The organism is Iodobacter sp. (assembly GCF_025352645.1).
GTDB lineage: Bacteria > Pseudomonadota > Gammaproteobacteria > Burkholderiales > Chitinibacteraceae > Iodobacter.
Window position 1 is genome coordinate 77238 of sequence record NZ_JANXSO010000037.1, and the last position, 12777, is coordinate 90014.

Below are 12777 nucleotides of genomic sequence, written 5' to 3' on the forward strand. Positions count from 1 at the left end.
ATTTATGCCTCTTGCGCACGTTTTTATCTGGGATTATTTATGCTGCCACGAATTGTATTTTTAGATCGGGATTCATTACCCCTTACTTTACTCCCCTTAAAAGCCAAACATCAATGGCAGGAATATGCCAATACGGCTGCAGCAGATGTGGCAGGGCGATTACACAATGCAGAGATTGCGATTAGCAATAAAGTGCCGATTAATGCGGCCACTATTGCAGCTTGCCCAAATTTAAAACTGATTGCCGTTGCCGCAACGGGCTATAACCAAATTGATTTAGCCGCGTGTAAAGCACGGGGAATACGCGTTTGTAATATTCGTGATTATGCTTTATCAGGGGTTCCTGAGCATGCCTTAATGCTGATGCTGGCCTTGCGCCGACAATTACTCGCTTATCGCTTGGATGTACTGGCAGGCAAATGGCAACAAGCGCAAAGCTTTTGCCATTTTGCCGCGCCTATCCATGATTTAGCTGGCAGCACCTTGGTGATCATTGGCTCCGGCGCATTAGGGCAAGCGATGGCGGGCTTGGCAAGGGCTTTAGGTATGCAAGTGTTATTTGCAGATAGAAAAAACGCGAGTGAAACGCGTGAAGGTTATGTGGCATTTAATCAAGCTTTGGCACTGGCTGATATTGTTAGCCTGCATTGCCCGCTGAATGCAGAAACTCGCCATTTGATTGCTGAAGCTGAATTAGCCTTAATGAAAAGCGATGCGGTGTTAATTAATACGGCAAGAGGTGGCTTGGTGGATGAGGCGGCGTTATTAAGTGCTTTACAGGCTGGGCGTTTAGGCGGGGCAGGCTTAGATGTGCTGATTGATGAGCCACCACGAAACGGCAATATTCTATTGGATATTGAATTACCCAATTTAATAATTACCCCGCATATTGCATGGGCAGGGCGCTTTACTATGCAGCAATTGGCAGATCAGTTGATGGCTAATATTGATGCGTTTTTAGCGGGTGAGGCTAAAAATATTTTGGTTTGATTGAAGCTACTGAGATTGCCACGAGGCAATCCAAGCTAAAACTTTTTCTTCAGGAATAGGCCTGCTAATAAAATAGCCTTGGGCAATATCGCAGCCCAAGGCTGATAATTGATTCCAATCTTCTTCTGTTTCAACGCCTTCTGCGACTACTTTTAGATTAAGGCGCTGGCTCATAGAAATAGCCGAAGTTAGAATGGCTAATTTTTTTTGACTATGCACTGCGCCATGGACAAATTCCTTATCAATTTTGATTTCGGTAAAGGGGCAGCGGGATAATTGCTTCATTGAAGAATACCCCGTACCGTAATCATCCATTGCTACGCCAAAGCCTTTGATCCTTAATCTTGCTAAAGCCCCTAAAAAGGTGGCTAGATTCGACATCAAAGTGGTTTCTGTAACTTCTACAATAATAAACCTGCTATCAACGCCTTTTGCTTCAACGATCGCTTGCATCGCATCCACCAGCTCGGCACGATCTAACAAAGGCACGGGTAAATTAATGGAACAATGAATACCATCGGCCACGGTATGTAGGGTTTTTAACATATCGCAGCTTGCGCTAAGTAAGTCATAAAAAAAGCGCAGGGCTAATTCTCCGTGCTCCACATGATGAATAAAGGCAATCGGGGGTAGCACGCCATGTATAGGGTGTAGCCAACGGGCCAGCGCTTCAAATCCTATGAGTTTTTTATCGACAATCGTCACTTTAGGTTGAAAATAAAGATGTAATTCGCGTGCTTCTATGGCAATAGCGACGTCATCGGCGCTAAAGTTAAAGAGTGGCCATGCGGTACTGCTGGCGTGTAAGTCTGGATCGGATTTTTCCAGTAGTTTACAGATAGACTCAAGCGTGAGCGGTTTGGGCATCACGGCTAATAATTCTAGGCTAGAGGCATCTGCAATGCCCTGTACGGCATCCAGTACATCTCGTGGCACTGCGCTCATCACGGAAATAAAATATTGTTTTGATGCCTTGGCTAAGCAGCCGAGTAATTCAATGCCATCCATACCGGGCATGCTTAGGTCGGTCAGAATAAAGTCAACCTGCTCTAGTGTTTGTAAAATATCCAGTGCCTCTTTGCCGTCTGCTGCCTCATAGACTTGGGCAAAGCCAACTTCCTTGAGATACTCAACGGCAACGAAGCGATGGATTTGAGAGTCATCAACCACCAGTGCAATGCGATTTCGCCATTTTTCTAAATGAGACATGGTGAGTTTTAACTCCGTTGTGATGCCAGTGTTTGCCCAATTTGTGTCAGCGAAACAACTTCATCGACGCCGCCATGGGCGATGGCTTCCTTGGGCATGCCAAATACCACGCAACTTTTTTCATCTTGAGCCAAGGTGCGTGCGCCTGCATCGTGCATTTCACGCATGCCGCGTGCGCCATCATCCCCCATCCCCGTCATGATGACTCCCAATGCATTACTGCCTGCGCTGATGGCAACCGAGCGAAACAACACATCCACCGATGGGCGGTGCCGAGAAACCAGTGGGCCGTCTTTTACCTCGGCGATATATTGAGCCCCGCTGCGTTTTACCAGTAAATGCCGCCCGCCAGGCGCAATCAACACAAGGCCTGGCATCAGCCTATCGCCATTTTTTGCTTCAAGCACCTCTACTGCCGATATACGGTTTAAGCGCTCGGCAAATGCGCGGGTAAATTGCTCAGGCATATGCTGTACCACCACCACCGCAGGGCAGTTGGTGGGTAATTTAGGCAGTAAAAACTCCAGCGCTTGTGTGCCGCCAGTAGAGGTGCCCAGTGCAATGAGTTTATCGGTTGTGCGAAACATTGCCTTGCCAGATGGCGCGCCCAGCATGGCATCGGCGGTGAGCTTAGGTGCGGGTACGTGAGTGCTATTTGATCCTGGACGCATGGCACCCATTTTTGCAGAGGCAGCGGCGCGCACTTCCTGTACTAAATCATTGCCTATGTCTTGCAAAAAAGCTTTGAGATTAATAGTGGGTTTGGTCACGATAGACACTGCGCCCGCCGACAGTGCATCCATGGTGATATCGGCCCCTTTTTCGGTAAGGGATGAGCAGATAACAACAGGGGTGGGGCGCTCGGCCATAATGCGGCGTAGAAAGGTGAGGCCATCCATGCGGGGCATTTCAATATCTAGCACAATCACATCAGGCCAATGCATTTTCATTCTTTGCATGGCAAAAATGGGATCTGGTACGGCGGCAAGCACCTTAATATCACGGGCGGCGCCAAGCACCTGAGTCAGGATCTCCCTTACTACAGCAGAATCATCAACAATTAAAACATTAATGCCCATAGGGTCACCGGCGCGGGTTAAATGGTGGGTTTACGCGATAGCGTGAAGGTCCTTCCATAACCAAGGGTAGTTCTTTATTACGGATTGTTTCGGCATGGCTAATTAATAAATGCCCGCCATTTATAATTTTAGGGCATAAATTGGCAAGTACTTTTAATTTAGTGTCTTCATTAAAATAAATAAGCACATTACGTAAAAAAATAATATCAAAACCTGCTTGTTGAAATGTATCGGTTTGCAGCAAATTTAAATTAAAAAAGTTAATTCGCTTGATTAATTGGGGAACCATGCGAACTTGGCCGCTGTACTCATCACGGCCGCGTAAAAAGTATTTTTGCCATAAATGAGGCGGGGTTTTTTTAGCACGCTCTACTGGGTAAATGCCTCGTTTGGCAAACGCGGTGACGCGTGTGTTGATATCGGAGGCAAATAGCTGCCAATTGCCATCGATGCCTAGCGCTTCGGCTAGCACAATCGCAATCGTATAGGCTTCTTCCCCTGTGGAGCAGGCGGCAGACCATATTTTGAGGTGGCGCTTGCCATGCTTAGCTAGCTCAATGGCGTGGTGCTGTAGCCAAGTAAAATGATCGGGTTCGCGGAAAAAATAGGTTTCATTGGTAGAAAGCAGGTTAATGGCTCTTTGACGCTCTGCGGCCCCATTGGGTTGTTGCAATCGTCGCCAATAATCACTGAAGCTATTTAGCTCTAGCTCGCGTAATCGAACCGATAATCTGGATTGAATCAATGCCCGCTTGCTTGGCGGCATATCAATGCCTGCTTCGGAAAAAATAAAATGGCGAAACTGCTCGAATTCCGCTGTGTTAAGGGTGGGGGCTGCATCAAATTGATTGTGCTCTGCTTTTGAAGCCGCTTCTGTCATTAAGCCACCTCGGTGTCATCGGCAAAATGCAGCTGCATCACGGATTCGGCCATGGCACTGAGTTCGGCCACCGATAGCGCGCGTTGTACATTCAGTAAAATGGCAAAACGGTCCTCAATGGTGGCGATGCCTTGGATAAAATCGCCGCGAATCCGCGCGCCAAAGGTGGGGGTGGGGTCAATATCCTCCATGGGGATTTCTAATACCTCGCACACGGCATCCAGCAAGATGCCCACCTCAGAATATCCTTCTAGCCCAGGGAGCGAGAGAATTGCCACGCAGGTGGATGGCTTAAGCACCGTTAGTTCGCGGCCAAAACGCACGGAGAGATCAATCACCGGCACCACCGAGCCGCGCAGATTAATAATGCCCCGTACAAAATTGGGCATCATGGGAACATGGGTAATGCCTTCAAATTCGATGATTTCTCGGATGAAGTTAATCTGGATGCCAAATAAATCTTCGCCCAAAATAAAGGTAACGCAGTGAAACTTGTTTGCGTGCTTTGCATCGCTAGGATCAAGACGCTCTTTCATGGTTTTTTCTCCTTAGGCCTGCCGTTACTCACTGCTGTGCCAGTCCTAGTACTTGCTGAACTTATCGTCATCTACATCATCATCGAGGTCTTCATCGTAGTGCGTGGAAGGGGCCGCGGCGATCACCTTGCGTATGGGCGAATAGGCACTGCTGCGCCGAGTGCTTTTGCTACCGCGTAGATTGAATTGCTGTAGTAACTCTTGCAGTTGCATGGCCGTGGCGCTGAGCTCTTCTGAGGTGGAGCTCAGCTCTTCAGCAGAAGCCGCAGAGGATTGCATGCCCCCATTGATTTGGGTAACCGCACCATTAATCTGATCAATACCAGTGCGCTGCTCACGCGATGCGGCGGAGATTTCTTGCACTAAGGTTGCCGTTTGATCGATACCAGGCAGCATTTCTTGCAGCAAAGTGCCGGCACGCTCGGCAACCCCAACAGATCTACCGGCTAAATCGCCGATTTCCTTAGCGGCCACTTGTGAGCGCTCGGCTAATTTGCGCACTTCAACGGCTACGGTGGCAAAGCCCTTGCCATGCTCGCCTGCGCGGGCGGCTTCAATAGCGGCATTGATGGCGAGTAGGTCGGTTTTGTTGGCAATATCATTGATGACGGTGATGCGCGAGGCAATTTCCTTCATGGCGTGCACCATATCGCTAACGGCTTTGCCGCCTTCGGTGGCGCTACCGGCAGATTTAGAAGCAATGCTTTCCGTTACCCTTGCGTTGTCGGCATTTTGAGTGACGGTGGCGGTCATTTCTTCGATCGAAGCGCTGGTTTCTTCTACGCTTGCGGCTAGCTCAGATGAGGTTTGCGATAGAGAATTAGCTGAGGAGGAAACTTGTTCTGAGGCGCTGGTAATGGCATTGGCCATCGAGCCAATTTCTGTAAGCGTGCCAGATAGGCGGTGGGTCATGCCCTTGATGGAGGCCAGCAGGCTGGAATCATCGTTGGCGCTTAGGCGGATCGGCACGGCTAAATCACCATCAGAAACACGGGCCACAATGCTCATGGCATAGGATGGATCGCCCCCCAATTGGCGCTGGATGCTACGGGTGACTAAGAGTGCTAGAAATATCCCAAGCAAAATGGCCACGGCAGATACAAAGGCGATCTCCCTAACCGTACCTTCAAAGGTTTTTTTGCTTTGGCCAAGCGCTTCGTCCGCTAGCTTGCCATTGAGATCCACCAGCTCGGTGAGAATGTCATCTGATTTATCAAATAATGGCCTTGCTTTTTTTGTAAGGATTTCTAAGGCAATTTTGTTTTCCTTACCGTCCCCAGCATCGGCATAGGAATGTTGCATCACTTCTTTGGCGGCTTCTTTGTAGATAGGCCATGAGGCATCAAAACGCTTGAGTGCTTCGGTTTCTATAGGGGTGAGGTCAGTTTTGCGGTATTTATCCAGCAGCCGAAACATCTCTGTTTCATATTTAATCATGCGTGCTTCGCTGGCATCCATATCGCTGCGGCTGGTTTCTAATATGTAGCGGTAGATGGAGCGGTTGATGTAGATCGCCTGCATATTTGCGTTGGCGATGTCTTTGATTGGGGTGAGTTGATTGGCATGCATATCGCCAATCAAATCATTGGTTTTACTGGTGGAGGAATAACCTAGAAATGCCACCCCCAGTAGTAGTGCCAGCACGGTAATAAATGAAACTATGAGCTTGCTGCTTACTTTCCAACTATGAAACCAGTTCATGACTATCTCCTAGCGAGATTAAATAGCGTGGGGGCGGGCTTAATGTTTTTCCAAAACGGCGGCATCGGTGTGCTGGCGAATAAAGCGTCGCTCACGTCGCCATGCGTGTTGAATAAGTTGTGGGATATCCAGTACCAGCGCGGGCTTGCCACTGCCCAAAATGGTGGAGCCACTGATGCCACGTAGCGATTTAAAAATATCGCCTAAGGGCTTGATCACAGCTTGTAATTCGCCGATCAGGCGATCCACTACAATGCCCGCACGGTTTTCGCCGTAATGAACAATCACGATAAATTCTGGGCTGTGCGCTGCGGGCAAGCCAAACAGCTCACGTAGTGAGATAAATGGCAGCCAGTCACCGCGTAGATTGATTTGTCTGGTGTTGTGATTCATGGCTTCTGGCGGTAAATCGACGCACTCAATCATCATATCTAGCGGCATCACCAGCGCCGAGTTGTCTACCTCAACGTGGAAACCATCGATAATTGCTAAGGTAAGCGGCAGCCGTAGCCGGAACGTTGAGCCTATTCCTGGGCGGGAATGAATTTCTATTTCGCCGCGCAAAGATTCTATATTGCGCTTTACCACATCCATGCCCACGCCACGGCCAGATAAATCACTGACTGCATCGGCGGTTGAAAAACCGGGCAAAAAGATCAGTTGCAGAATTTCTTGATCAGAAAGCTGGCGCTCATCGCTGATGAGGGATCGCTCAAGCGCTTTGGCGAGTACCTTTTCACGATTAATCCCCGCGCCATCGTCGCTCACTTCCACCACCACCGAGCCTGCATCGTGGTAGGCATTGAGGGTTACCGTGCCAACCTCTGGCTTATTGGCGGCTAGGCGTTGCGCTGCGGATTCTAAGCCGTGGTCTACCGCATTGCGAATAATATGCATCAGTGGATCGGTAAGCTTTTCTACCATCGATTTATCGACTTCGGTGTCTGCCCCTTTGATCTCAAGGTGGATGGCTTTGCCAAGTTGCTTAGAGGTTTCGCGCACCATGCGTGGGAAGCGGCTGAAAATCTCGTCCACCGGCACCATGCGTAAGGTCAGCGCATCATCACGGATGCTTTCTACTAAAGTATTAATAATGGCAACGGATTCAATCAGCTCGGCATCGCCGCGTTGCTGTGCAATGAGCTTGGTGCCCGATGCGGCAATCACTAGCTCTCCTACGCGATTAATCAGTCGATCAAGCTTGGCGGTTTCAATGCGGATTGATTGGCTTTCGGCTCTAGGGGGTTTTGCCGTTTTGCTGCTGGTGTTGGCTTGCTCTGTGCTGGCTGGGGCTTGCTCTGTGGTGCTGGCACTTTTAGCGATGGGGTCTTCGGCAAGGGTGAAGCTGCCGCTTTTTACTTGCATTGCTTCTTGGTTACTTAAGGCTTGCCTTTCGCACCAGCGGGAGAGCTGATCGGCGATTTCTTCGCCTCTTTGTGCATGCAGCCGCTCGGCCAGCTCACGATAAAGTGCTAATGGGGCGTGGGGAGGGAGGATGCCGATAAGGCTATCTTCTTTAACAAAATCAAAAGTGCCATTGATTTTATCCGCCGAGGCATCTGACTCCATGCTAATTTCAAAACCAAGAAAGCATTCAGTAGGATCAAAAAGCTGCATGGCTGGCCAAGTGCGCCAAACCGTTTCTATATGCTTAATGGTGCAGAACCCTTGCAAATAATGTAAAAAAGAAAGCGGATCGAAACCAAAGCGAAAGGTATCAGGGTGAAAGCGTAAAGAGAGCTGCCAGAGTGGCGAGACGGCATGGGGTGAAGTTTGCGGGGCAAGCGGTGCAGCTTCTATCTGTGGAGTGCTTACCGCTCCTAGAAGCGCTACCCCAGATTGAACAGCTTGATATTGATGTAGGCTTTCTAGTAGCGGTATTCCTTCGGGTAGATCATCTAAGGCCAGTGCTTCGCTGCCTGCGCTGGTTAATAGCAAGCGGCGTAAATGATCATTGCTGGCGAGTAGCAGCGAAACTAACTCATCGCTTAAGGCCAGTTGATTGCTACGCAAGCGTTCTAATACGTTTTCGACGACGTGGGCAAATCTAACCAATGCCTCTAGCCCAAAAATGCCGCCAGAGCCTTTAATGGTATGGGCGGTACGAAATAGTAAGTTGTAAGTTTCAGTGCAGGGCGGGTAGGCAATAGGATCAAGCAGGGCGGTTTCAAGCGCATCGCATAGCTCGTCTGCTTCTTCAAAAAAGATCACCCTTGCTTTACTAAGATCCATCATGGCTGGCCTCTGTGGGCAGGCTTGAGCACACCGTTACGCCTAGGTATTGCAGGGTGTGTTTCATGGCAGGGTCTAGGGTGAAGAGTGCAATGCTCTTGCCTGCGTTCATTGCTTCAGCCTGCAAGATAGCCAGCAATTGGGCACCACAGCCATCTAATTCACTGACTTCAGACAGATCAAGCATGACTTCTTCGTGATTGAGTAAGCTGAGTAAATCATCTTGGACATCGGCTGCATTAAATATCGTAAGCTCGCCTTGTAGTCGGGCCAAGGTCTGGCCATTTTGGTGCTCTAGCAGCAGTGACATGGTGCGCTCGCTTAGGGTTGAATCAGCTTGGATACCGCATCGAGTAATTTAGCAGGCTCAAAAGGCTTAACAATCCAAGCTTTGGCACCTGCCTCTTTGCCTTGTTGCTTTTTATCATCGGCTGATTCGGTGGTCAGCATAATCACCGGCACATAGCGATGCACCGCTTGCTCTTTTAGTTTTTTTAGAAAGGTAATGCCATCCATGCCCGGCATATTCACATCAGAAATAATCAGATTAACGCGCTGCCCTGTCAGCTTACTTAGCCCCTCATTACCATCTTTGGCTTCAATCACCTCATAGCCCGCCCCGCTGAGGGCAATGGAAACGGTTGCTCGCATGCTGGCTGAGTCATCCAGTATCAAAATCGTTTTTTTTGCCATGGTAGTTAAGCCATCGTTATAAAAAGCGGGTAGACAAGATAAGGCTGGTTTTTTGTAAGCGTTGTTTGAGCTAAATGGTGTGTGTGCTTAGGCAATAATTACATTAGTTAGGTTTAGCACTCCCTGTGTCAGTGTCAATCAGAATTCAATAGCCGATGTTAAGCCGCTACCTTGGCAATAGCGTTTTGCGCCATGAAAACCACGACCAAGCCGGTGGCCAGCCGTGTAGGGGTGCAGCAAGCCGCGCTCCAATATTTGTGGGTTTCTTGCGTGTTAAGGCGTGGCCATCAAACCAAACCGCAAGTTGCAACCTATGGACTTAAAAGAATTCGGGTTCCCCAGCGGCGGTGCTCGGCTGGGCTGACGAGCCACCGTGCAATGCAGCTTGCTCTTGGGTGGAGTAAGTACTGCGTAATCGGGCCAGCCAGTCTGTGACGGATAGCGGGGGGGGGGAATCTGCAGGGGCACTGAGTAGGGTGGCTAAGTAATCTTCTAAGTGGCTTAAGTCTTGCTCAACATGGGCCATCATCTGGCACACCCTATCTTGGAACTGTAGTGCTACTAAGGTTTGGTTCAGTTCTTGTTCAACTTTATTACCCTGAGCTTGCAAGTTGCTATTGACCTGCGCCATTTGTTGCGTAGCAATGGTGAAGTCAGAAAGAGATGCGTCGAGTAAATGCAAGGCCTCTCCTATTTGCTGGGATTCACTGGCATTGATGCTGGCGGCTTTTGTACCTGCGTCCCGCAAGGCGTAATCGATGGCGGCTACTTTGATCGACATCTGCTTGCCGGTCTCCGCCGAAAGTGTAGAGAGTTTGCGAACTTCATCGGCCACTACGGCAAAGCCTCGGCCTGCTTCACCCGCCCGCGCGGCTTCAATGGCAGCATTGAGTGCAAGTAAATTGGTTTGATTGGCAATAGCCGCCACGCCTTTTGCCATGGAATCCAGCTCGGTGGAGAAATTGGCAAGGCTGTTCACTTGATTAATCAGCTCTTCGCGGTGGGTGGATGTTTGAGCAAGGATATGAGCAAGACTGCTGGTGCGTTCACGCACATGCTCAATCAAGTGGCTCAGTTTGGGCTGGCTGCTGTGCTTATCATCAGATTCGCCACGTGACTCACGAATGGTGGCGCGCAAGTCGACTGCAATATCTCTAAGGGTGAGGCCAAGTTGATTTCCTGCGTCTTCGGATTGCCGCCGGGCTAGTTGGATATTGCCCCGCCATATGGGGGCCACGGCGGTGAGCAGATGGGGAAGTGGCACGGGTTCGGCATTGCCCCTATCTACGGCGGGCTCAATGCTGCGGTTCGGTTGGGCTTGGGCGAGTCGAGTAAGGAGTATGCCGATGGGCAAATAAAGGGCCGCTAGCCATGGCAAATTGAGTATTCCAGCAATCACAATGGCTAATGTTGCACTGAGCAGATTGCACCCGTTCCATAAATATCCGTGCATTTTCATTTGTGAATAGCCTTGATATTGATGTGTCTTAAAAACTCAATATAGGGCGGTGATTTAGATAAAACAAAAAAGAGCGCTTGCTTGCAGATTTATATAAGAGTGTTTACGGGGGGACTGAGGAAGGGGAGTGAGGCCGAGGGCGACTTATACGTAGTGAATAACAAGTTTTCATAAATTTTAAGCGGGCTAAAAACGTCACCCCCGAGTGTTTTTGCCGGGGAGCCAGTCGCGTCATTCCCACCTACGTGGGTGTGACGCTGCTGATGTGAGTAATACACGATAACTTATGACGTAGTACTTACACATTAAACTGCTTAGCTGGATCTGTGCTTAACAGCCTGCCGGTTTGACGCGGCAAGCTTTTGCTTAGCGAGCTTGTGTTAGCAAATCTCTTGCTTCGCTTAAGGAACTTAAGATGGGGATGTTGAGCGCTAAAGAGTGACGCGAAGGGGGGCGTAAGTCGGGGATCATAATGACTTTGCAGCCAGCCTGGTGGGCCGCTTGCACGCCAAAATCGGAGTCCTCTAATACGACGCACGATTCAGTAGGAAAATTAAATGCGGCGGCGGCTTTTTGGTAAATTTCAGGCGCGGGCTTAGGGTGGGTGACTTCATCCCCACAAATGGCAAAGTGAAAGCGCGACCAAAGGCCAGCTGCACGTAAATGATGCTCTGCAATGCTGCGCCGTGTGGAGGTGCAAACGGCTTTAGGAATATTGTTTTCTTCTAGCCAGCTTAAAATATCATTCAATCCTGGCCGGTGAGCAATCGGCTCTTGGGTGCGTTCCATATACAGCTTATGGCAAGCCGCGCGTAATTCATCTATGGGCGCTGTGGAGCCAAGATGCTCAAGTAAATAAGCATCGGTTTTGCTGTAATGCATACCAATCATGCCAATGGCTAAGGCACGCGGCATATCCACGCTTAGCGCAGTGGCTGCTTCCATCCAGCATTCAATACCGATGCTTTCCGTGTCTAACATCAGCCCATCCATATCAAAAAGGGCGGCAAGTGGTTTAGAAGTTAAATACATGCGGTGGCCGATAGAAGAGCTGAAAACGCTTATTTTACGCCAGTTGCTAAGTCTTGGCCGCTGCATTATTACGCTAGTCAGAACATGGATTAGCTATTCTTCAAGTATGATGTGCAGCTATTTTAATCGCACTTGGTACGGGAGTATGAATGCTGAAAGAGAATGGCTGCCCTTGTGAAAGCGGGCGCGTATACGCTGATTGCTGTGCGCCTTGGCATCAGGGCACAGCAGCCACTACACCTGAGCAATTAATGCGTTCGCGTTATAGTGCTTTTGTTTTGGGCTTACATGATTATTTATTGGCAACTTGGCACGCTACAACTCGGCCAGAAACCTTGGTAGATAAAGAGCCGGTGCGCTGGCTAGGTTTAAAAATTAAGCAAGCGCATGTTAATGGTGTAAATGGCGAGGTGGAATTTATTGCGCGTTACAAAATTGCGGGCAAGGCTTGGAAATTGCATGAGCGCAGCCGCTTTGTTTATGAAGAGGGCCGTTGGTATTACCTAGATGGCAAGATGCTGAATACTTAATAGAGGTTAATTTAGGCAAACGCACTGCGTGATCTACGGGGTTTGGATTGTGCCATTACCATGCAAAAAACCATGCGGGGCGGGTGCAACCTTTGATCGATGCTGAAAAAAACGCGGCTTGCACCCGCCCAACGAAAAACAAACCTCTTTGAAAAGTAGTATTGAATCATGGCATTCATCTGCGTTGATACTTAGGGGCGCAAGCAAGCAGCGCCTCTAGGGTCTGTTGACGTTTCATTCACGGCTGCGTTGGCTGCAGTTTTGGGGCTGAACAAGGCAAAAGACGCGAGGTGGTACGAGTACCATGAGCGTCTTTTAACGCCGTGCAGCCCCAAAAATGTAGCCAACCCGAAGGGCTGAGCCGGAAAACGGCCATTCACTGCGTTATGCTCCTCGGAAATAACCAGTTATTGCCTTCGTCGCATGCCTTGTGCCT

12 protein-coding genes are annotated in these 12777 nt (G+C 49.3%); 2 read left to right on the plus strand and 10 right to left on the minus strand.

Going from position 1 to position 12777, the window contains the following annotated elements:
• Positions 1–39: 39 nt before the first annotated feature.
• Positions 40–990, plus strand: coding sequence for a D-2-hydroxyacid dehydrogenase (locus Q0R17_RS04980; RefSeq protein WP_293932690.1), 951 nt, complete (start codon positions 40–42; stop codon positions 988–990).
• Between the two features lie 6 nt (positions 991–996).
• On the opposite strand, the gene Q0R17_RS04985 is transcribed toward Q0R17_RS04980, so the two are convergent.
• From Q0R17_RS04985 to Q0R17_RS05030, 10 genes are all read right to left on the minus strand, one after another.
• Entirely contained in the window at positions 997–2199 is a 1203-nt protein-coding gene (locus Q0R17_RS04985; protein WP_293932693.1) for an EAL domain-containing protein, read from the minus strand.
• An 8-nt stretch (positions 2200–2207) separates the two neighbouring features.
• Positions 2208–3278: a chemotaxis response regulator protein-glutamate methylesterase gene (locus Q0R17_RS04990; protein WP_293932694.1), complete on the minus strand. Its 1071-nt coding sequence runs from the start codon at positions 3276–3278 to the stop codon at positions 2208–2210.
• 4 nt (positions 3279–3282) lie between these two features.
• Positions 3283–4158 carry a protein-glutamate O-methyltransferase CheR gene (locus Q0R17_RS04995; protein ID WP_293932696.1) on the minus strand — a complete coding sequence of 292 codons (876 nt, stop codon included), beginning with the start codon at positions 4156–4158 and terminating at the stop codon, positions 3283–3285.
• Positions 4158–4694: a chemotaxis protein CheW gene (locus Q0R17_RS05000; protein ID WP_293932697.1), complete on the minus strand. Its 537-nt coding sequence runs from the start codon at positions 4692–4694 to the stop codon at positions 4158–4160. The genes Q0R17_RS04995 and Q0R17_RS05000 overlap by 1 nt, the downstream gene beginning before the upstream one ends.
• Positions 4695–4739: 45 nt before the next feature.
• Entirely contained in the window at positions 4740–6395 is a 1656-nt protein-coding gene (locus tag Q0R17_RS05005) for a methyl-accepting chemotaxis protein (RefSeq protein ID WP_293932698.1), read from the minus strand.
• Positions 6396–6434: 39 nt separating this feature from the next.
• Positions 6435–8630, minus strand: a complete 2196-nt coding sequence (locus tag Q0R17_RS05010; protein WP_293932699.1) for a chemotaxis protein CheA — start codon at positions 8628–8630, stop codon at positions 6435–6437.
• Entirely contained in the window at positions 8617–8937 is a 321-nt protein-coding gene (locus Q0R17_RS05015) for an STAS domain-containing protein (RefSeq protein WP_293932701.1), read from the minus strand. Before Q0R17_RS05015 ends, Q0R17_RS05010 begins: the two co-directional genes overlap by 14 nt.
• A gap of 11 nt (positions 8938–8948) precedes the next feature.
• Positions 8949–9320: a response regulator gene (locus Q0R17_RS05020; RefSeq protein ID WP_293932703.1), complete on the minus strand. Its 372-nt coding sequence runs from the start codon at positions 9318–9320 to the stop codon at positions 8949–8951.
• A 319-nt stretch (positions 9321–9639) separates the two neighbouring features.
• Positions 9640–10779 (minus strand): methyl-accepting chemotaxis protein, encoded by a 1140-nt coding sequence (locus tag Q0R17_RS05025; protein WP_293932705.1) that lies wholly within the window; start codon positions 10777–10779, stop codon positions 9640–9642.
• Positions 10780–11145: 366 nt separating this feature from the next.
• Entirely contained in the window at positions 11146–11811 is a 666-nt protein-coding gene (locus Q0R17_RS05030) for an HAD family phosphatase (RefSeq protein WP_293932706.1), read from the minus strand.
• 149 nt (positions 11812–11960) lie between these two features.
• Between Q0R17_RS05030 and Q0R17_RS05035 the strand changes: the two genes are divergently transcribed.
• Positions 11961–12341, plus strand: a complete 381-nt coding sequence (locus Q0R17_RS05035) for a YchJ family protein (RefSeq protein WP_293932708.1) — start codon at positions 11961–11963, stop codon at positions 12339–12341.
• The last annotated feature ends 436 nt before the right edge of the window (positions 12342–12777 follow it).

Excerpts from the sequence above, each read along its gene's own strand:
- Q0R17_RS05000 (WP_293932697.1), bottom strand. The coding sequence starts at position 4,694 with ATGAAAGAGCGTCTTGATCCTAGCGATGCAAAGCACGCAAACAAGTTT.
- Q0R17_RS04990 (WP_293932694.1), bottom strand. The coding sequence starts at position 3,278 with ATGGGCATTAATGTTTTAATTGTTGATGATTCTGCTGTAGTAAGGGAG.
- Q0R17_RS05010 (WP_293932699.1), bottom strand. The coding sequence starts at position 8,630 with ATGATGGATCTTAGTAAAGCAAGGGTGATCTTTTTTGAAGAAGCAGAC.
- Q0R17_RS04985 (WP_293932693.1), bottom strand. The coding sequence starts at position 2,199 with ATGTCTCATTTAGAAAAATGGCGAAATCGCATTGCACTGGTGGTTGAT.
- Q0R17_RS04995 (WP_293932696.1), bottom strand. The coding sequence starts at position 4,158 with ATGACAGAAGCGGCTTCAAAAGCAGAGCACAATCAATTTGATGCAGCC.
- Q0R17_RS05035 (WP_293932708.1), top strand. The coding sequence starts at position 11,961 with ATGCTGAAAGAGAATGGCTGCCCTTGTGAAAGCGGGCGCGTATACGCT.
- Q0R17_RS05030 (WP_293932706.1), bottom strand. The coding sequence starts at position 11,811 with ATGTATTTAACTTCTAAACCACTTGCCGCCCTTTTTGATATGGATGGG.
- Q0R17_RS04980 (WP_293932690.1), top strand. The coding sequence starts at position 40 with ATGCTGCCACGAATTGTATTTTTAGATCGGGATTCATTACCCCTTACT.
- Q0R17_RS05005 (WP_293932698.1), bottom strand. The coding sequence starts at position 6,395 with ATGAACTGGTTTCATAGTTGGAAAGTAAGCAGCAAGCTCATAGTTTCA.
- Q0R17_RS05025 (WP_293932705.1), bottom strand. The coding sequence starts at position 10,779 with ATGAAAATGCACGGATATTTATGGAACGGGTGCAATCTGCTCAGTGCA.
- Q0R17_RS05020 (WP_293932703.1), bottom strand. The coding sequence starts at position 9,320 with ATGGCAAAAAAAACGATTTTGATACTGGATGACTCAGCCAGCATGCGA.
- Q0R17_RS05015 (WP_293932701.1), bottom strand. The coding sequence starts at position 8,937 with ATGTCACTGCTGCTAGAGCACCAAAATGGCCAGACCTTGGCCCGACTA.